This window comes from Achromobacter pestifer (assembly GCF_013267355.1).
In the GTDB taxonomy this organism is placed as follows: Bacteria; Pseudomonadota; Gammaproteobacteria; order Burkholderiales; family Burkholderiaceae_B; genus Achromobacter; species Achromobacter pestifer_A.
Genome location: NZ_CP053985.1, coordinates 1562086 through 1580623, shown reverse-complemented (window position 1 = coordinate 1580623; position 18538 = coordinate 1562086). Strand labels below are relative to the sequence as shown.

Genomic DNA, 18538 nt, shown 5'->3' with positions numbered 1-18538 from the left:
GTTAATTGGGGGCGGGCGCGACGCGCCCGGCATCAAGGCGACAGGCGTTCGATCTTCCAGGCCTGGCCGTCGGCGACATAGCGCAGGCGGTCATGCAGGCGCGAAGGCCGGCCTTGCCAGAATTCGAAGGCGGTGGGCTTCAGGCGGTAGCCGCCCCAGTGCGGCGGGCGCGGCGGCTGTTCGCCGAAGCGCTCGCGGAACTCCTGTTCGCGGGCTTCCAGTTCTGCACGGGTGATGGGCTGGCTCTGGCGCGAGGCCCAGGCGCCGATGCGCGAACCGGCGGGCCGGCTGTGATAGTAGGCGTCCGACTCGTCGCCGGCCACCTTTTCGACCACGCCTTCGATGCGGACCTGGCGCTCCAGCGGCTGCCAGAAGAACAGCAGGCTGGCGCGCGGCTCGGCCTGCAGGTCCAGGCCCTTGCGGGATTCGTAATTGGTGAAGAACGTGAAACCGCGCTCGTCAAAGCCCTTGATCAGGACGATGCGCGCGCTGGGCTGGCCGCTGGCGTCCACCGTGGCCAGGGTCATGGCGTTGGGTTCGGGGACCTTGGCGGCCTGGGCCTCGTCGAACCAGCGGGTGAATTGCTCGAACGGGGAGGCCGCGGCCTGGCCTTCGAGCAGCACGTTCTTGTCGTAGCTTTGACGCAGATCAGAGACGGACATGGGGCTAGTAGTTCAGCGTTGATAACAAGGAGTTTATACCGCCTGGAAGGCGGTACCCTTATTGACCCCGCTCAGGGCGCAGGCAAGATTTCCCGAGGCGCGGCCTCAGGCGCTTTCCGGCAGGGTGTGCCCGTCCAGCTCCAGCCGGCGCGCGATGGCGTCCAGGCGGGCGTCATGGATGCCGGCGGCGCGCAGCGCCTGGGCGGTCTGCACCACGTAATCGGTGCAGGGGCCGTAGCGGCCGGCGGCCCTGCGCACGATGGCCAGCAGCTCGGGCTCGGGCAGGGCGCGGATGTAGGCCGGATTGTCCCGGTTCATGATGAAGACCAGCGCCCGCACGGTGCCGGTATCGGTGGTGCAGTTGATCCAGCGGGGCAGATAGGCGCCGGTGGACATCTCGCGCTCCCATAGCGCGGGGAAATAGGTCGGCACCTGGCCGCCCGCCAGACGGTAGACCACCCCGCGGCAGGAACCGCCCCGGTCCAGGCCGAATACCAAACCCGGGCATTCCGGGGTGCCGCGGTTGACCCGCGACCACAGGCACAGCGCCCGGTGGTGGCCGCGCAGGGTCGCCAGCCGGCGTTCGACGAAATCGAAGTCGGGCCGCCAGATCAGGGAGCCATAGCCGTACACCCACACGTCCTCGCCCGATTGCCAGTGGCGCAGGGCCTCGTCCAGCGATTCCTGCCGCTCTTGTGGAGTCCAGAGGCGAAAAGGCAGGCTGGCGCCGGAGTTGCCGGCGGCGGGAGGAGAGGACTGCATGTTCACGGCTACGCTTTGCGTTCGGATTCGATCGGGGGATTGCGGTTGGCCCAGCCTCCGGCCATCAGGGCCACGGAATAAGCCCAAAAGAGGGGGGCAACGCCAATTACCGCACCGAGCGCGCCGAAGGTCAACGGCAGGGACACCTGCGAGCCGTTGATCAAGGCCATCCGCAGGCCCACGGCCTCGGCGGCGCGGCCCGGCGGCGAATGCTGGTGCAGCAGGGAGAGCATGCTCGGCTGGCAGCAGCCCAGGGCCAGGCCGAGGATGAACGACAGCACGATCAGGACGGTAACGTCGGTGAACAGCGGGTAAAGCATGAAATCGATGGCGGCCGTCGCCATCGCTACCCGCACTAGCGTCCAGGACCGCACGCGGCGCTGGATCAAGGGCAATATCAGGCGGATAACGAAAGTTGCCGCCGCGAAGGACGCAAGAATGATGCCGATGGTGGTGGCCGACAGGCCAATGGCGACGCCGAAAATCGGCACAACGAACAAATGGGTGTCCCACGCGCCGGACAAAATGGTGTTGACCATCAAGATGCGGCGCAACGCCGGCACTTCCAGCAATTCAGTAACGCGCCGCTTTTCAGCCTCTTTTTTGCCTGACAACTGCGAATCCACTGCCTTCAATTGGTGACGCAAGGCATAAAGGCCGCCCGTCGACAGCAGCGGACCCAGGGTCAGCAGGCCGAAGGCCAGGCGTGTGCCCAAATGGTCGATGGCCAGCCCGGCGATCAGCGGACCCGAGAATCCGGACCCCGCCAGCGCCAGCGACATGAAGGAGAAATTGCGCAGCCGCTGAGCCGGTTCCGCGTGGCCCAGCAGGTCCTGCGTGGCGACCTGGTGCAACATGAAGCCGATGCCGATGCAACAGGAGGCAATCAGCAAGGCGAACTGGGTTTGCGAGATGAAAGGTAGCGCGGTGCCAGAGGCGACCAGGGCCGTGCCGATGGCCAGCGGCCGCACGATGCCCACGCGGTCGACCCAGCGGCCGGCGCGCACCGAAAACAGCATGGGCAGCACCGCGAACACCGCGACCAGCGTGCCGACCTTGAAGGTCGACAGCCCCATTTGCAGCGCGGTGAGCGAAACGGTAATCCGTCCCCCTGTGAGCGCCACGTGATTCATCATGGCCAGCAGACACAAAAGCACCGCCCCGGAAAACTCTGGGGAACTGGGTGACGAAGAGGGGGATCTATGAGAAGTGGACACGGATACGGCTTAACTGCGTTCATTCTGGCCATATCGTCGCCCTATGTCGAGGCGTGGTTGTTTTGCAGCGCCGCAAACGTATATTGGCGCCAATCGCATGATGGCGGCTATCTAAGGGCGAACTCGCGTGCTTATGGCGCAAGATGGCGGCACGTTCGCCGCATCTGCGGGCAAGGGCTTTCGTGAGTGAGGGACAAAGCGTTGTATCGTTCATGCAACGGAACAATCACGCGGACCTTGACGTACCGACCCGCTTTACTGTTTTTCACCGTTTTGCCACAGATCGTCGATGGTTCCGGCGGACGACACGTTTAGGATGAGCAGGCATCGTGGGCAAGGTCGCTTGCCTGGTCCGCAATTCGCAATACCGGCGCCGGCCCGATAGCCGGCGCTACATCCGGCAGGTTCAATGAAAAAGTCCCGCAGCAAGTTCAAGCGCTACTCCCTGATCGCCGTTTTGCTCCTGTTAGCCGTGTTCGGCGTGCGCGCCGCGTTCTTCTCCGCGCCGCCGCCGCTCACTTTCGCGGTGGCCGAGGTCACCCGCGCCAATCTTGAAGACAGCGTGCTGGCCAGCGGCACCATCGACGCCATCGAGCGCGTCAGCGTGGGCGCCCAGGCCACCGGCCAGCTGAAATCCCTGAAGGTGGCGCTGGGCGATCGGGTCAAGAAGGGCCAACTGGTGGCCGAGATCGACGACATGACCCAGCAGAACGAGCTGCGCAACGCCGAAGCCGCCCTGCAGACCCGCCGCGCTGAGCGGGCCGCCAAGGTCGCCACGCTGAAGCAGGCCGAACTCGCCTTCCGCCGCCAGCGGCAGATGCTGGCGGCCGACGCCAGCTCGCGCGAAGCTTATGAGACCGCCGAGGCCACGCTGGGCGTGACCCGCGCCGAGATCGCTTCGCTGGACGCGCAGATCGCGCAGGCCGAGATCCAGGTCGACACCGCCCGCGTCAACCTGGGCTACACCCGTATCGTCTCGCCCATCGACGGCATGGTGGTCGCGGTGGTCACCAAGGAAGGCCAGACCGTCAACGCGATCCAGAGCGCGCCCACCATCATCAAGGTGGCCCAGGTCGACACCATGACCATCAAGGCGCAGATCTCGGAGGCCGACGTCACCCGCGTGAAGCCGGGCCTGCCGGTGTACTTCACCATCCTGGGCGAGCCCGACGAGCGCTACCGTGCCCAGTTGCGCGCGGTGGAACCGGCGCCGGATTCCGTGCAGAAGGACGACGCGACGTCTTCCCTGACCGGATCGGCCAGCGGCAGCTCCACCACCGCCGCCGTCTACTACAACGGCCTGTTCGACGTGCCCAACCCGGACGAGAAGCTGCGCATCTCCATGACCGCCCAGGTCTTCATCGTGCTGGGCGAGGCCAAGGACACGGTGGTGGTGCCGGCCTCGGCGCTCGGCAAGCGCGGCGAGGACGGCCGCTACGCCGTGCGCGTGGTCCTGAAGGACAACAAGACCGAAACGCGCCAGGTCAGGATAGGCATGAACAACAACGTCCAGGCGCAAGTGCTGGAGGGGCTGGAGGTGGGCGAGCGCGTCGTGTCGGCGGATGCCGCGCCGGCCGCCGCGCCGGGAGCCTGACATGAGCGGGCCTCTGATCTCGCTTACGGGCGTGCGCCGCGAGTTTCCCGCGGGCGAGCAGACCATCGCGGTCCTGAAGGACATCGACCTGACCATCGAGGCCGGAGAGATGGTGGCGATCGTGGGCGCGTCCGGGTCGGGCAAGTCCACGCTCATGAACATCTTGGGCTGCCTGGACCGTCCGACCCGCGGCGAGTACCGGGTCGACGGGCGCAGCACGGGGGAGCTGGACCCGGACGAACTGGCCGAGCTGCGCCGCGAGCACTTCGGCTTTATTTTCCAGCGCTACCACCTGCTGTCCGACCTGACCGCACAGGGCAACGTCGAGGTGCCGGCCGTCTATGCCGGCAAGCGGCGCGAGGCGCGCCTGGCGCGCGCCGACGAATTGCTGCGGCGGCTGGGCCTGGGCGACAGGACCGGGCACCGGCCCGGCCAGCTGTCCGGCGGCCAACAGCAGCGTGTCAGCATCGCGCGCGCATTGATGAACGGCGGCGACATCATCCTGGCCGACGAGCCGACCGGTGCGCTGGACACGCACACTGGCCAGGAAGTATTGCGCATCCTGGAAGAACTTAACGCGGCCGGCCACACCATCATCATCGTCACGCACGATATGAACGTGGCCCGCCATGCCCAGCGCATCATCGAGATCAGCGACGGCGAGATCGTCGCCGACAAGCGCAATCCCGATGCGCCGCGGACCGAGCGCATCAAGGAAGACGCGCCGGCGCTGGCCGCGCGGCCCGTCTGGCAGGCTTACCTGGACCGGTGCCGCGAGGCTTTGCGCATGGCGCTGCTGGCCATGAACGCGCACCGGCTGCGTACCGCACTGACGATGCTGGGCATCATCATCGGCATCGCGGCCGTGGTGTCGGTGGTGGCGTTGGGCGAGGGTTCGCGCCGCAAGATCCTGGACGACATCAGCGAAATCGGCACCAACACGGTGGAGATCTTCCCGGGCAAGGACTTCGGCGACGAGAAGGCCGTCAATATCCGCACCCTGGTGCCGGCCGACGCGGACGCGCTGGCGCGCGAATCCTACGTGGACAGCGTCACGCCAGAGGTCTCCACCAACAACACGCTGCGCTTTCGCAACGTGTCGGTGACCGGCACGATCCAGGGCGTGGGCGAGCAATATTTCCGCGTGCGCGCCATCAAGCTGGCGCAGGGCAAGTTCTTCGACGACACCAGCGTGACGCGGCGCGCGCAGGAAGTCGTGATCGACGACGCCACCCGGCGCAAGCTGTTCGGCTTGCATACCGAACCCATTGGGCAGGTGGTGTTCCTGGGATCCATGCCTGCGCGCGTGATCGGGGTGACGCAGAAGAAGGATACCGTCTTCGGCAGCAACGACACGCTGAACGTGTGGGTCCCCTACACCACGGCGCTGTCGCGCGTGCTGGGGCAGCAGCATCTGAAGAGCATCACGGTGCGCGTCAATGACGCCACGCCACCCGCCGCGGCCGAGCAGGCCATCGTGCGCGTGCTGACGCGGCGCCACGTGACCAAGGATTTCTTCGTGTTCAACACGGACGCAATCCGCAAGACCATCGAACGCACCACCGCCACCATGACGCTGCTGGTGTCCATGATCGCGCTGATCTCGCTGATGGTGGGCGGCATCGGCGTCATGAACATCATGCTGGTGTCGGTGACCGAGCGCACCCGCGAGATCGGCGTACGCATGGCGGTGGGGGCGCGGCGCAGCGACATCATGCAGCAGTTCCTGATCGAGGCGGTGCTGGTGTGCCTGATAGGCGGCGCGATCGGCATCGTCCTGTCCCTGGGGCTGGGCGTGCTGGTGTCCAAGGCCACGCGCGGTTCGTTCCAGATGATCTACTCCACGGCATCGATGGTGGCGGCGTTCAGCTGCTCGACCTTGATCGGTGTGCTGTTTGGTTATTTGCCGGCGCGCAATGCTGCACGCCTGGATCCCGTCGAGGCGCTGGCCCGGGAATGAGGAAGATGAAAGTGGTTTCCCTGATCTGCAAACCCGGCGTCCTGGCGCTGCTGCTGGCCCTGGCCGGCTGCGGCAGCCTGCTGCATACCGACTACGAGCGGCCGCTGACGTCCATCCCCGCGGCCTGGACCCATGCGCCCGCCGGCGACTTCCAGGCCGGGCCGCTGGCCGACGGCGGCGAGTGGTGGCAAAACTTCAACGACCCGACGCTCAACGGCCTGGTCGACGCCGCGCTGGCGCGCAACAACAACCTGGCCGCGGCCGCGATCCGCGTGCGCCGGGCGCAGTACCAGGCTGGCATCACCGAGGACAAGCTGCTGCCGCAACTGGGCGGCAACGCCAATGTGACGCGCAACCGCAATCTGTACGGCGATCGCGCCATCTCCCGGACCAATGCGGCGCAGCTGACCGTCAGCTACGAAGTAGACCTGTGGGGCAAACTTTCCAGCCAGCGCGACGCGGCGCAATGGGATGCGCTGGCGACCGAGCAGGACCGCCAGAGTGCCGCGCTGTCCCTGGTGGGCACCACCGCCACGCTGTACTGGCAGACCGCCTTCATCAACCAGCGCCTCGCCAGCAGCGCCGAGAGCATCGCCTACGCGCGCAAGACGCAGGACCTGGTGCGGGCGCAGTACGCGGCGGGCGGCGCGTCGGCGCTGGAAATGGCCGAGGCCGAACAGACCGTGGCCAGCCAGGAAGCCGCTTACACGCTGCTGGTGCAGCAGCGCGTGGAATACGCCAACGCGCTGACCATTCTGTTCGATGGCCCGCCGGACCGCATGATGGCCGACCCCGCGCGGCTGCCGGGCTATCCGCTGCCGCAAGCCCGCGCCGGCGTGCCCGCCGAACTGTTGGGCCGCCGCCCGGACCTGCGCGCCGCCGAGCTGCGCCTGCGCCAGTCCCTGTCCACCGTCGACGCAACCCGCGCCAGCTTCTATCCGCCGGTGACCCTGACTGGCGCTTTGGGAAGCTCGAGCCCCACGCTGTCCGATGTCCTGCAGAACCCGGTCGGTTCCCTGGGCGCGGCGCTGACGCTGCCGTTCCTGCAATGGAACCAGATGCAGCTCAACATCAAGATCTCCAAGGCTGACTACGAAGAGCGCGTGGTGAACTTCCGGCAGGCGTTGTACCAGGCGATGGCGGACGTGGAGAACGCGCTGTCCAAGCGCACGCAACTGCGCTTGCAGGCGGCGCAGCTGGATGCGTCTCTGCGCGCGGCGCGCGAGGCCGAGCGGCTGTACGAAGTGCGCTATCGGGCGGGGGCGGTGCCGTTGAAGGACTGGCTGGACGCGCAGGAGAAGCGGCGGGTGGCTGAGGTTTCCCGGGATGAGAATATGTTGAATCGGTTGGTGAATCAGGTGACGGTTTATCAGGCGCTCGGTGGGGATGATGTGGGTGGCGGGGCTGCTGCTGCTGAGTCTGCTGCTGGCGCGGCGGTGGGTTCTTAAGACGTCTGGCGCGTCGGTGCGCTGGGGCGCGCGGGGCAACGATTGCGGTCCGGAGCCTACGCTCCGGACTTCCCCGTCGTCATCCTCGTACGCCTTCGGCTCCCTTCGGCTCCCTTCGGATTCCCTCGGGCTTATCGACGCCCCGCGCGCCCCAGCGCACCGACGCGCCAGACTCCGCTTTCGAAACTTGGCGTTAGCTGGGTAGGGCTGATCTTCGTAGGGTTCTTGCCGACTGTGGTGGTGGGCGAAGATCTTGCGGTGCCCGCCCCAACAGGCCGCCCGGGCGGCCTGTTGGGGCTTACGCGGTGTCTTGCGGGTGGTGGTGGCGCTGCGCGCTTAGGGGAGGCGGTGTTCGTTTGGCTGTCAGGCGGGGGTGCCTCGGCCGCTCAGTTCTGCCTCTATCTGCGCGACCGCGTCGCTGATGTAGCCGGCGATCAACGCGCTGCGGTTGTGGTCCAAACGGGCTGCGATCGCGGTGACGCTGATTGCTCCGGCTGGCGTCCCATCCGTTTGGCGAATGGGGACGGCAACGGTTCTGACGCCCGGAATCTCAAGCGCATCCTTGATGACGTAGCCTCGCGTACGCGCATCGATGAGATCCTGCTGCAGCTCTTCGGCGCTGTATCGGGGAAATCGCTCTTTGCTGCGAGCGTCGTTGATGGCGCAGATCCTTTGCACTTCCGGCTCGGATAACGCCGACAGGATCGCCAAGCTGCCGCCGCCGACAGTAAGCGGCCTGCGGCGACCGACATCCAGGACCAGGGCCTTGATCGGGAAGCTTCCTTCCGCCCGGTCCATGCAGACGCCGTCAAACTTGGAGCGTTCGATGAGAAAGACCGTATCGCCGGTCTGCTCCGCCAGTATTCTCAAGTACGGATGGCACACATCCCGAACGGCCAATCGCGGCGCTGCGGCCAGCCCCATCTCGTACATGGCCGCGCCCAAAAAATAGCGTTTGCTATTCACATCCTGCCGCAGCATTCCCTCACCCAACAAGCCTTGCAAGATGCGGTGGACAGTGGGCTTCTCGATCTCACTCATCCTGTGCAGATCGGTCAATCGCAGGCCTGTTCGGTTATGCGTCGTAATCAGGCGCAGCAGCGCCATGGCTCGTCGCAGGGCTTGGGTGCCTGAATTCGACTCGCGATCAGTAGCGGCTGGTTTTGGCATTTTCAGTATATGGACCAAATTCCAAAACCCAAGCATACCCATTTAAAGCGAGTTTATTTAGAGTTCAGTCATTCAATTCATACTGATGGTTCACTATATGGAACATGAGATTGCCAGGCGAACTGCCTTGCAGGGATTGCGTGTCCTGGACTTGTGCACGCATGCCACGCAGTACTGCGGCAAGCTGTTGGCGCAACTCGGGGCGGAAGTCATACTCGTGGAACCTCCGGCCGGATCCGCGACCCGGCGAACCGGGCCGTTCGTCGGCGACCAGCCTCACATGGAACGGAGCCTGTCATACGCCTATCTCAACCAAGGCAAGAAAGGCGCTTGCCTTGATGCCTCCACGCCGGAAGGTCGCGATCTCGTGCTGAAATTGGCTCGGACAGCCGACATCGTGATCGAGGATTGGGGCGTAGGCGTATTGGAACGTTTCGGTCTGGGCTATGCGGATCTATGCGCGGCGCGCTCCAGCGTGGTTCTGACTCGCATCAGTCCTTACGGCCAGACGGGACCCTATTCCACGTACGTGGCGGACGACCTCACCACCTTGGCCATGGGAGGATTGCTGTACCTGGGCGGCTATCCTGATACCGCGCCGTTGGCGGCATACGGGCAACAAGCCTACCTGGCGGCGGCGCAGTTCGCCGCGGTGGGTTCCTTGATCGCGCTATGGGAATGCGAAACCGCTAGCGGAAGCGGGCAATTGGTCGACGTGTCGATACAAGAGTGCGTGTCGATGGCCCTGGAGAATGCGGCGCAGTTCGTGGATCTCGAGGCTACGGTGCGGCGCCGCAATGGCGGTCAACAGCGCCAGGCGGGTACCGGCGTATTTTCGTGCGGCGACGGCATGGTCTACCTGATGGCAGGCGGGATCGCCGGCAATCGCTTTTGGAATGCCACGGCAAGCTGGCTCCAGGATGTCGGCGCTCCCGGCGCCGCCTCGCTCCTGGAGCCCCAGTGGCAAGATCCTGAGTTCCTCGCGAGCGATGACGCCAAAGCACAATTCGAAGGCGTTTTCCTGCCATACGCCTCGACCAGAACAAAGGCGCAGCTTTATGCCGAGGGACAGCGCAGGCGTATTCCTATTTGCCCCGTCAGTACCAGCGCAGACCTATTGGTCAACCCGCAGCTGCGGCATCGACAGTTCTTCCAGGAGACCGATCACCCGTACACCGGCATGTCCTTCGCGGTACCGGGGGCTCCCTACCGCCTGACTGAAACGCCATGGCGCTTGGGCGCTCCGGCCCCCCGGCTCGGAGAGCACACGGCATCGATTCTGAGCGAACTCGGCATAGGCTTCATGGACCAGGAATTGCTGCTGCTTTCGGGGGGTACGGCATGACGACCAAACGCGAATCCGCAGGGCCGCTGAGCGGCATCACCATCATCGATTTCACGTGGATTGGCGCCGGATCCTTCACCACCAAGCTGTTTGCGGATTTCGGCGCCGATGTCATCAAGATCGAGAGCGCCGATCGCCTGGACTCGCTGCGGGAAGCCAGGCCCTTCAAGGACGGCCGTCCGGGTGTGAATCGCAGCGGCTACTTCGCCGACCGAAACTCCAGCAAACGTAGTATTACCCTGAACCTCAAGTCTCCAGAGGCGTTGTCGTTGGCCCTGGATCTGATCAAGGGCGCCGATGTCGTCGCCAACAACTTCACCCCTGGCGCCATGGACCGTTTGGGTCTTGGATATCCTGCCGTGAGGGACTGCAATCCGTCCATTGTCTACCTGGCAATGTCCATGCAAGGGGATGAAGGGCCGCACGCGAACTATCTGGGTTATGGATTGACCATGGGCGCCTTGACCGGTCTGCAGCACTTGTGCGGCCTGCCTGGCCGTCCCCCTGCGGGAACCGGGACCAATTTTCCCGACCATATTCCCAACCCGACGCATGCCGCCATCGCCGTTCTATCGGCATTGCGCCATCGTCGACGTACGGGAAAGGGACAATACATCGACCTGGCGCAGATTGAACCCATGATCGCATTACTGGGTCTTGCGGTTTGCGACTACACCGCCAATGGCCGGATCGGGGCGGCGCGGGGCAATGTGCACGAACCTTTTTCTCCGCATGGCGTCTATCCGTGCGCAGGACAAGACCGCTGGATCGCCTTGTCCGCCAAGACAGATCATCAATGGTATGGATTGCAGGCTGCGCTGGGCAATCCGGCCGTTCTTCGCGATTCCGAGTACGGGACTCCCGCCCTGCGCCTACGCAATCGCACGCGGCTGGATCACGACATCGCTTGCGTGACACGAGACGAGCCCGCTCAAGCCTTGATGGAGCGAGCGCAGACTCTCGGGGTTCCAGCCGGACTGGTGCAAGACGCGGCGGACGTTCTTCGCCATGACCCACAACTGGCGCATCGAGACCATTGGCGCTGGCTGGATCATCCCGAGATGGGCGTGTCGGTCTACAGCGCGCCACCCATGAAGCTCTCTCGGACTCCTGGTGATGCGAGGTTTCCAGCGCCGTTGCTAGGACAGCACACTGATGAGATCTTGAAAGAACGTCTCAAACTGAGCGACGCAAGGATTGCGGACTTGCGCGGAATCGGCGCGCTTCGATGACCGTGACACAGAAACCTCCAGCCTTCGCCGCGAACGCCATTGCAAGAGCGTTTGCCGTCTAGTGCAGAAACAGGGGAAACATCATGACCGTAAGAATCCATGTGGACGACGGCGTGGCCACCATCACGCTGGATCGCCCGGAGGCGATGAATGCCATTGACCCGGAGACGCGAGCAGAACTCCGCTCGGCATTGGCAGGAATCTCCAGTGACGACACGATCCGCGTGGTGATCCTGACCGGAGCGGGTGACCAGGCTTTCAGTACGGGTTCCGACCTCAAGAAGACCATGCCGCCCAAGGAAAGCTTTGCCCAGCTCACTTTCGGTCGCAGTCAATCCGACTCCATCATGGGAAGCGTGAAAATCGCTCAACCGATCATCTGCGCCATCAATGGTCATGCGATCGGCGGGGGGCTGGAGATCGCGCTCGCCTGCGACATCCGCATCGCTTCAAGAGACGCCAGCTTCGGATTGGCCGAGGTCCGCATCGGCAGCATCCCCAGCGGCGGTGGAACGCAGCGTCTGCCGCGGGCCATAGGATTATCCAGCGCGATGCTCCTGCTGCTCACGGGTGACCGGATCGACGCCGACGAAGCGCTACGAATAGGGCTGGTGAGTCGCATCACATCGCGCGAGGATCTTCTTCCCATGGCCCAGGCCATGGCGCGCCGCATCGCATCGAACGCGCCGCTCGCTGTTCGAGCGGTCAAGCGTTTGGTACGAGAAGGCCTGGAAATGCCGCTCGAAGGCGCGCTCGAACTTGAACGCTACGCCTTCGGTCTGCTTCGAGACACGGAAGACCGCATCGAGGGCCGGCGAGCCTTTCAAGAGAAGCGTGCGCCGCAATACCGCGGACGCTGACCCATCAGCTTCGAATGCCACGCCTGCGCGCAGCGTCCTCCATACATCCACCAACACCCATATGCCAAAGAAGGCCGCCCGCGCGGCCGTCTTTGGCGTCCCTGCAAGATCTTTCTCTCGTCCTCCCCAGGAAGCAGAACGCCAAGCACACCGCCCGGCCCAGCGGCCGGCAAGATTCAGCTGGAAGAGCCCGGCGCGGCGGCGCCCGGGGTGGCGCGGGGCGTCGATAAGCCCGAGGGAATCGGAAGGGAAGGCCGCAGGCCTGGACGACGATGACGACGGGGCAGTCCGGAGCGAAGGCTCCGGACCGCAATCGTTGCCCCGCGCCACCCCGGGCGCCGCCGTGCCGGGCGTCTAAAGAACCACAACAACGCCTGCAATAAAATACTCCCCATGAACTCCCCCGACCACATCCCGGAACCCGCCGCCGACCTCGACCGCCGCTTCGGCAGCCTTTCCCGCCTGTACGGCCCCGAAGCCCCCGCCCGTCTGCGCAACGCCCACGTGGCAATCGCCGGCCTGGGCGGCGTAGGCTCCTGGACCGTCGAAGCCCTGGCGCGCTGCGGGGTAGGCGCGTTGACCCTCATCGACCTGGACCACATCGCCGAATCCAACGTCAACCGCCAGATCCACGCGCTGACCCAGACGCTGGGACTATCCAAGGTCGATGCCATGGCCGAGCGCGTGCTGGCGATCAATCCGGAATGCCGGCTGACGCGGGTGGATGACTTCGTTTCGCCCGAGAACGTCGCCGAGGTCCTGCCCGGCCCGTACTCCGTCATCATCGACTGCACCGACCAGGCCACCGCCAAGATCGCGATGATCCTGCATGCGCGGGAAATCGGCGTGCCCATGCTGTTGTGCGGTGGCGCGGGCGGCAAGACCGATCCGCTGGCCTTGCGCGCCGGCGACCTGTCCGCCGCGGTCAACGATGCGCTGCTGTCCAAGCTGCGCAACAAGCTGCGCCGCGAACACGGTTTTCCGCGGGCTTCCGACCAGAACGGAAAAGCCTTGAAGCGGGTGCCCAAAATGGGCATCCATGCCCTGTGGTTCGACCAGCCCGCCATCCTGCCCGACGCCTGGACCCGCCCCACCGAAGGCGAGGACGACATGGGCGCCTCGGGAGCAGCCCTGGCGCCGCAAGGCTTGTCCTGCGCCGGCTACGGCTCGGTCGTGACCGTCACGGCCGCCATGGGCATGGCGGCGGCCAACGAAGCCCTGCGCCTGGCAATCTGAACCACCGGGCCGCTACAGGGCCACGAACACCACGCCGTCCTCGATCCTGACCGGATAAGTGGCAATGTTCTCGCGCAGCGGCGAACAGAGCGCGCGCCCGTCGCGCACGTCGAAGCGCCCCTGATGCAGCGGACACTCGATCTCATGTCCCATCAGAAAGCCGTCGCACAGCCGCGCATTGCCGTGCGTACAGAGGTTGGCGGTGGCGTAGACCTCGCCGTCCACGCCATACAGCGCGATCTCGCGGCCGCCGGCCTGCACGGCGATGACGTCGTCTTCAGGCACCTCGTCCCGCGCGACGGCCTTGATCCATTGCGTGCTCATTGTTGTCGTGTCCTTGTTCAGATGGGGTAGATAAGCGAATTCGGCACCAGTTCGCTGTCGAAGATGCACAGCCGGGATTCGAACTTGAGTCCGTCCGGGCCGTGGCGGACCACGTCCAGGTAGCGCCCCACGTTGAACACCGTGGTCAGCTGGCTGGGCTTGGTGCGGAACACGGCGTAGTTGGCCTCGGACTCGATGCGGTCGCCCTGCACCGACAGCACGCGCGGCGCGCCCACTACATGGCGCTGGTAGTAGGGGTCGTGGAAGATGGTGTCGGTGGCGCCGTAGATGCGGTCCTTCAGCATGCCGCGGCTTTCGAACGCCATGGTCGCCAGCGGATAGCCGCGCTCGTGGTTCTCGCGCGGCAGCACCTTGTACACGCAATCCTCCAGGAAGAACTCGGGCCACTTCTCCCATTCTTCCGCGTCCAGCGCGGCGGCGTAGTCGTTGTACAGGCAGGTCAGTTGGTAGTAGAGGGGAAAGTCCAGCATCGTCAGGCCTCCATGACCCGCCGCCAATACGCGTACATGCCGCGGATCAGCGTTTCCGTGACCATGTGGTCGGTGTTTTCGGCGGTCTTGCCGCCCAGTTCCGCCACGCTGCGGTGCCAGGGCTTTTGTTCGAAACCGGATTGCGAGAATTCGATGACCTCGCCGTCGTCCGCCGACACGAAGCCCGCGGGGCCGAACAGATTGGCTTGGCGCAGCCGGCGGCGCGTCATTTCGGGCGTGTCGTCGGCAAAGCCGAAATGCGTCCACACGAAGTCGAAGGCGTCGTGGCCCACCGGCTGGATGTGGCGGGTGGACAGCGAATTCACCTGCTGCTGGATGATGACGCTGGGAAACAGCGTCATCAGCACGGCGGTGGGGCCGTTCCACCAGGGTTCCGGCACGATGTCGAGAAAACGGTCGTCATTCAGCGACATCTGCTCCTTGAAGCTGGACACGCCGCTGGTCACGCTGCCCTTGCCGCCCTGGCCGCGCGTCGAGATCATGGCGGCGTGGCGCAAGTGCTGGTCCATCTTCAGCTCGGAGCGGTTGTCGGCCCGCCACAGGCCGAAGGTGACGAACCAGGTATGCAGCAGGCCCGGATGATAGGGATCCTTGATGTTTTCCTGCATCAGCTTCCAGTTGCCGGGGATGCGCTGGCGGCTGTAGCCATGGATCACCAGTTCGCGGCCGTCGAAGACGCGGTCGAAGTAGTGCAGGATGTCCGGCCCCAGATAGTCCGCCAGCGGTTCGACATCGTGGTCGAACGAGGCGAACACCACGCCATTGCGGCAGGCCACCGCCAGTTTGGTCAGACCGTGTTCTTCCGGCTTGAAGTCGGGCGGCATGCCGCCGTTGACCTTGCCGTCCTGTTTGACGCCGCGGCGGAACGGCACGCCGATCAGGTTGCCCTGCAGATCGTAGTTCCACTGGTGATACGGACAGACGAATTCGCTGCGGTTACCGGAACGCTCGCGGCAGAATTGCACGCCGCGGTGGGCGCACACGTTCTCGACCACGCGCACCTGGCCGTCGTTGTCGCGCAGCAGGATGACGGAGCGTTCACCGACAGCGGTGCGCTTGAAGTCGCCCGGGTTCGGAATCTCGGCTTCCAGGCCCACGTAGCTCCAGTGCGCGCGGTAGAAGAACCGCTCCATCTCGCGCTGATGCAGGGCGGCATCGGTGTAGACGCCGAAGGGAATGCGGTGGGATCCGTCGTCCTGCCAGCGCGGGGCGAATTGGATGGGTTGCTCGGGGGCGTTCATGATCCGCTCCGGCGACAGGGCGCGGCGGCGGGCAGCGTACAGGTACGCATGGCGAGTCTCCTTGGTTCGGCGGACCGCGGGGGCGGTCCGGCAGAGCCGGCGCGGCATGGGCGCTGGCGTTTGTCGCATCATCGGGCAGGTTATGAAATAAATAAATAGAATCTGCTTGATGAGATAAATCACCAGAATCAATATTGGTGGAGACCGCCCATGAACCTGCAAGACGTGGACCTGAACCTGCTGGTCGTCTTCAATGAACTGCGCAAGCACGGCCGGGTGTCGGCCGTGGCTGAGAGCCTGGGCATCTCGCAGCCCGGCGTCAGCAATGCGCTGGGCCGGCTGCGCAAGCTGCTGGGCGATGAACTCTTTCTGCGCACCTCCCGCGGCATGGTACCCACGCCCTATGCGCAGGACCTGGCGCAGCCCATCGCCGCGGCGCTGGAAGCGCTGCACAGCACCTTGAACGCCCGCGCCGCGTTCGACCCCGCGCACAGCGAGCGCGCCTTCGTGATCGGCGTGAACGACGTGGGCGAGACCTATTTCCTGCCGCGGCTGATGCGCGCGCTGGACCGCGCCGCGCCCAGCGTCACGGTGCGCACCGTGCGCACGACCTCGATCGACGTGAAAGACGAGATGGAGCGCGGCCGCATCGACTTGGCCATGGGCTTTCTGCCCGACCTGAAAAGTGGTTTCTTCCAGCGCCTGCTGTTCCGCCAGCCTTATGTGTGCATCTTCCGCCGCGACCATCCCCTGGCGCGCACCGGCGTGTCGGCTCGGCAGTTCCGCGCGGCCGAGCACGTGGCCATCGCCTCGGAGGGCACGGGGCACGGCGTGGTCGACCAGGTGATAGGGCTGGCCGGCATCCGGCGGCGCCTGCGCCTGACTGTGCCGCACTTCATCGCGGTGGGGCCGGTGCTGGCCGCCACCGACATGATCGCGGTGGTGCCGCAGCGCTTCGCCGACTGCGCCTGCGGTCCGTTCGGCCTGGCAACCTCGCCCTGTCCGGTGAAGATCCCGGAGTCGGTCATCAATGTGTTCTGGCACGCCCGCAACCACCGCGAGCCCGCCAACCAGTGGCTGCGGCAGGTGGTGGTCGACGAGTTTGCGGATTAAGCGTCGCGCAGCGTGACCGGAAACCAGCCGCGCAGCGCGTTGGACAGGCGGATTTCCTCGGCGGCGTGCAGGTCGGCCAGGGTCAGGACGCGCTCTTCCACTTGGTCCGTGTCCAGCAGTTCGGCGCGCTGCACGCCGGGCAGGCAGCCGCTGTCCACGGGCGGCGTGTACCAGTCGCCATCCAGGCGCAGATAGACGTTGCTGCGGCTGCCTTCGCAGAGTTCGCCGCGCTCATTCAGATAGAGCAGGTCGAAGATGTGCGGATGCGAGGGCAGCCATTCGATGGTCTTGGTGTACCAGGGGCGGTAGGTGGTCTTGTAGCGCAACAGCGGTTCGGATGAACGCAGCGCTTCGGGCGCCAGCATGGCTTCCTGCGCGGGGTGCAGGGGCGGCAGCGGCGCGGTCTGGATGTTGCGGCTGCCGTCGCGCGCCACCAGCAGGCGCAGCCGGTGCGGCCCCGGCGTGGCCAGGCCCAGCGCGGTAATCATGATGTCGGCCTCGACGGCGCGGCCGCCCCAGCCATAGCCCAGGGCCTGGCAGGACGCTTCCAGGCGCTTGAGGTGGCGCGCCAGCAGCGGCACGCGTCGTTCGGCGTCGACCAGGATGGTCTCGATCAGTTCGGGTTGCATGGGACTCTCCTGGGGTAAAGGTGCGCTGCCGCCGCGCTCTATCCTACTACCGATGGCTGCCGGCGCGCAGGGGCGCCGGACGCCTGGATAGCGGCCTCAGGCCCGCAGGATCCGGGCCTTCCAGTGGCATTCCTGCCATTCGTCGGCCGGGTCTGAATCGTGCACGATGCCCCCGCCCACGCTGTAGACGCCATGTCCGGCCCGGTCCAGCACCAGGGTGCGGATCGCCACGTTCAGCGAGAAGTCGCCGTCGGGCGCCAGCCAGCCGACGCTGCCGCAGTACAGGCCGCGCGGCGCCGCCTCCATCTGGCGGATGCGGCGCATGGCCGCCACCTTGGGGGCGCCAGTGATGGAGCCGCAGGGAAACAGCGCGCGCAGCACGTCTTCCAGCGAGGCGTCGGGCGCCAGCGCCGACACCGTGGACGTCATGGTCCAGACGGTGGGATAGCGCTCCAGCGAAAACAGGGCGTCGACCCGCACCGAGCCCGGCTCGGCCAGCCGGCCCAGGTCGTTGCGCAGCAGGTCCACGATCATCAGGTTTTCGGCGCGGTTTTTCTCGCTGGCCAGGAGCGCCTGGCCCAGCCGTTCGTCCTCGGCCGGATCGGGATGGCGCGGGGCCGTACCCTTCATCGGGCGCGTGGTCAGGCGCGGGCCGTCGCGGCGCACGAACAGTTCCGGCGAAAACGACAGCACGGTGCGTTCCCCGTCCTGGATGAACGCACCGTGCGCCACCGGATTGCGGGCGGCGATGCGCCGGTACAGCGTGGCGGGGTCGCCCTGGGATTGCAGGTCCAGCGGCTGGGTGTAGTTCACCTGATACAACTCGCCGTCGCCGATCAGGCCGCGGATGGTCTCGATCTGGCGCACGTATTCCGCCTCGGTCATGCGCGGCGCGGGCAGGCTGATGGCGGCCGGCGCGCTGCCTGCATCCGGTGCGTCCCAGGGCGCTTCGTCCTGCTTGCGTTCGAACACCAGCGCCGTCAGGCGCGGCCTGCCGTCGTCGCGCGGCGGCGTCCAGGGGCCGGCGGGCGGCGCCATGGCGGCTTCGGGCAATAGCCATTCGCCCAGTTCGTAGTCCAGCAACAGGGCGATCCAGCGCCCCTGCCGCCGCTGCGCCTCGATGGCGGCCAGGGCCGGGCCGACCTCGGCGGCGCAGCGCGCCTCGATCCGCGAGCACAAGCCCTCGAACCGCAGCGCGCGGCCGGCCAGCCGGTCTTCAAAACGACATTCCAT

General features: G+C 65.6%; 17 protein-coding genes. 8 read left to right on the top strand and 9 right to left on the bottom strand.

What is annotated here, in order from left to right:
• Positions 1–32 precede the first annotated feature (32 nt).
• From pdxH to FOC84_RS07735, 3 genes are all read right to left on the bottom strand, one after another.
• Entirely contained in the window at positions 33–662 is a 630-nt protein-coding gene (gene pdxH / locus FOC84_RS07745; RefSeq protein WP_173143914.1) for a pyridoxamine 5'-phosphate oxidase, read from the bottom strand.
• A gap of 105 nt (positions 663–767) precedes the next feature.
• Positions 768–1430, bottom strand: coding sequence for a gamma-glutamylcyclotransferase (locus tag FOC84_RS07740; RefSeq protein ID WP_438800866.1), 663 nt, complete (start codon positions 1428–1430; stop codon positions 768–770).
• A gap of 2 nt (positions 1431–1432) precedes the next feature.
• Positions 1433–2641 carry an MFS transporter gene (locus FOC84_RS07735; RefSeq protein WP_438800865.1) on the bottom strand — a complete coding sequence of 403 codons (1209 nt, stop codon included), beginning with the start codon at positions 2639–2641 and terminating at the stop codon, positions 1433–1435.
• Between the two features lie 409 nt (positions 2642–3050).
• On the opposite strand from FOC84_RS07735, the gene FOC84_RS07730 reads away from it, so the two are divergent.
• The 3 genes from FOC84_RS07730 to FOC84_RS07720 are packed head-to-tail and all read left to right on the top strand — an operon-like array spanning position 3051 to position 7643.
• The gene (locus FOC84_RS07730) at positions 3051–4235 is read left to right on the top strand and encodes an efflux RND transporter periplasmic adaptor subunit (RefSeq protein ID WP_173143911.1); all 1185 of its coding nucleotides are present in this window, start codon (positions 3051–3053) and stop codon (positions 4233–4235) included.
• 1 nt (position 4236) lies between these two features.
• Positions 4237–6195, top strand: coding sequence for a MacB family efflux pump subunit (locus FOC84_RS07725; RefSeq protein ID WP_173143910.1), 1959 nt, complete (start codon positions 4237–4239; stop codon positions 6193–6195).
• Between the two features lie 5 nt (positions 6196–6200).
• Positions 6201–7643 carry an efflux transporter outer membrane subunit gene (locus tag FOC84_RS07720; RefSeq protein ID WP_173143909.1) on the top strand — a complete coding sequence of 481 codons (1443 nt, stop codon included), beginning with the start codon at positions 6201–6203 and terminating at the stop codon, positions 7641–7643.
• A gap of 363 nt (positions 7644–8006) precedes the next feature.
• On the opposite strand, the gene FOC84_RS07715 is transcribed toward FOC84_RS07720, so the two are convergent.
• Entirely contained in the window at positions 8007–8750 is a 744-nt protein-coding gene (locus tag FOC84_RS07715) for an IclR family transcriptional regulator (protein ID WP_254241933.1), read from the bottom strand.
• 160 nt (positions 8751–8910) lie between these two features.
• Between FOC84_RS07715 and FOC84_RS07710 the strand changes: the two genes are divergently transcribed.
• From FOC84_RS07710 to FOC84_RS07695, 4 genes are all read left to right on the top strand, one after another.
• On the top strand, positions 8911–10158 hold the full coding sequence (locus FOC84_RS07710) for a CaiB/BaiF CoA transferase family protein (protein ID WP_173143907.1): 1248 nt from the start codon (positions 8911–8913) through the stop codon (positions 10156–10158).
• Positions 10155–11390 (top strand): CaiB/BaiF CoA transferase family protein, encoded by a 1236-nt coding sequence (locus FOC84_RS07705; RefSeq protein WP_173143906.1) that lies wholly within the window; start codon positions 10155–10157, stop codon positions 11388–11390. The genes FOC84_RS07710 and FOC84_RS07705 overlap by 4 nt, the downstream gene beginning before the upstream one ends.
• Positions 11391–11473: 83 nt before the next feature.
• Positions 11474–12250 carry an enoyl-CoA hydratase/isomerase family protein gene (locus tag FOC84_RS07700; protein WP_173143905.1) on the top strand — a complete coding sequence of 259 codons (777 nt, stop codon included), beginning with the start codon at positions 11474–11476 and terminating at the stop codon, positions 12248–12250.
• Between the two features lie 393 nt (positions 12251–12643).
• The gene (locus FOC84_RS07695; RefSeq protein WP_173143904.1) at positions 12644–13486 is read left to right on the top strand and encodes a tRNA threonylcarbamoyladenosine dehydratase; all 843 of its coding nucleotides are present in this window, start codon (positions 12644–12646) and stop codon (positions 13484–13486) included.
• A 12-nt stretch (positions 13487–13498) separates the two neighbouring features.
• Here FOC84_RS07695 and FOC84_RS07690 read toward each other — a convergent pair whose 3' ends face one another.
• The 3 genes from FOC84_RS07690 to FOC84_RS07680 are packed head-to-tail and all read right to left on the bottom strand — an operon-like array spanning position 13499 to position 15563.
• On the bottom strand, positions 13499–13810 hold the full coding sequence (locus FOC84_RS07690; RefSeq protein ID WP_173143903.1) for a non-heme iron oxygenase ferredoxin subunit: 312 nt from the start codon (positions 13808–13810) through the stop codon (positions 13499–13501).
• 17 nt (positions 13811–13827) lie between these two features.
• Complete coding sequence (locus FOC84_RS07685) at positions 13828–14301, bottom strand: aromatic-ring-hydroxylating dioxygenase subunit beta (RefSeq protein ID WP_173143902.1); 474 nt, start codon at positions 14299–14301, stop codon at positions 13828–13830.
• A 2-nt stretch (positions 14302–14303) separates the two neighbouring features.
• Positions 14304–15563: an aromatic ring-hydroxylating dioxygenase subunit alpha gene (locus tag FOC84_RS07680; protein WP_173143901.1), complete on the bottom strand. Its 1260-nt coding sequence runs from the start codon at positions 15561–15563 to the stop codon at positions 14304–14306.
• Between the two features lie 210 nt (positions 15564–15773).
• Between FOC84_RS07680 and FOC84_RS07675 the strand changes: the two genes are divergently transcribed.
• Entirely contained in the window at positions 15774–16676 is a 903-nt protein-coding gene (locus FOC84_RS07675; protein WP_173143900.1) for a LysR family transcriptional regulator, read from the top strand.
• On the opposite strand, the gene FOC84_RS07670 is transcribed toward FOC84_RS07675, so the two are convergent.
• Positions 16673–17305, bottom strand: a complete 633-nt coding sequence (locus FOC84_RS07670) for an aminotransferase class IV family protein (protein ID WP_173143899.1) — start codon at positions 17303–17305, stop codon at positions 16673–16675. The genes FOC84_RS07675 and FOC84_RS07670 overlap by 4 nt on opposite strands.
• Before the next feature lie 96 nt (positions 17306–17401).
• Positions 17402–18538 (bottom strand): aminodeoxychorismate synthase component I, encoded by a 1137-nt coding sequence (locus FOC84_RS07665; protein WP_173143898.1) that lies wholly within the window; start codon positions 18536–18538, stop codon positions 17402–17404.

Coding starts and splice junctions, on each gene's coding strand:
- pdxH (WP_173143914.1), bottom strand. CDS start 662: ATGTCCGTCTCTGATCTGCGTCAAAGCTACGACAAGAACGTGCTGCTC.
- FOC84_RS07730 (WP_173143911.1), top strand. CDS start 3,051: ATGAAAAAGTCCCGCAGCAAGTTCAAGCGCTACTCCCTGATCGCCGTT.
- FOC84_RS07725 (WP_173143910.1), top strand. CDS start 4,237: ATGAGCGGGCCTCTGATCTCGCTTACGGGCGTGCGCCGCGAGTTTCCC.
- FOC84_RS07720 (WP_173143909.1), top strand. CDS start 6,201: ATGAAAGTGGTTTCCCTGATCTGCAAACCCGGCGTCCTGGCGCTGCTG.
- FOC84_RS07715 (WP_254241933.1), bottom strand. CDS start 8,750: ATGGCGCTGCTGCGCCTGATTACGACGCATAACCGAACAGGCCTGCGA.
- FOC84_RS07710 (WP_173143907.1), top strand. CDS start 8,911: ATGGAACATGAGATTGCCAGGCGAACTGCCTTGCAGGGATTGCGTGTC.
- FOC84_RS07705 (WP_173143906.1), top strand. CDS start 10,155: ATGACGACCAAACGCGAATCCGCAGGGCCGCTGAGCGGCATCACCATC.
- FOC84_RS07700 (WP_173143905.1), top strand. CDS start 11,474: ATGACCGTAAGAATCCATGTGGACGACGGCGTGGCCACCATCACGCTG.
- FOC84_RS07695 (WP_173143904.1), top strand. CDS start 12,644: ATGAACTCCCCCGACCACATCCCGGAACCCGCCGCCGACCTCGACCGC.
- FOC84_RS07690 (WP_173143903.1), bottom strand. CDS start 13,810: ATGAGCACGCAATGGATCAAGGCCGTCGCGCGGGACGAGGTGCCTGAA.
- FOC84_RS07685 (WP_173143902.1), bottom strand. CDS start 14,301: ATGCTGGACTTTCCCCTCTACTACCAACTGACCTGCCTGTACAACGAC.
- FOC84_RS07680 (WP_173143901.1), bottom strand. CDS start 15,563: ATGAACGCCCCCGAGCAACCCATCCAATTCGCCCCGCGCTGGCAGGAC.
- FOC84_RS07675 (WP_173143900.1), top strand. CDS start 15,774: ATGAACCTGCAAGACGTGGACCTGAACCTGCTGGTCGTCTTCAATGAA.
- FOC84_RS07670 (WP_173143899.1), bottom strand. CDS start 17,305: ATGCAACCCGAACTGATCGAGACCATCCTGGTCGACGCCGAACGACGC.
- FOC84_RS07665 (WP_173143898.1), bottom strand. CDS start 18,538: ATGGAATGTCGTTTTGAAGACCGGCTGGCCGGCCGCGCGCTGCGGTTC.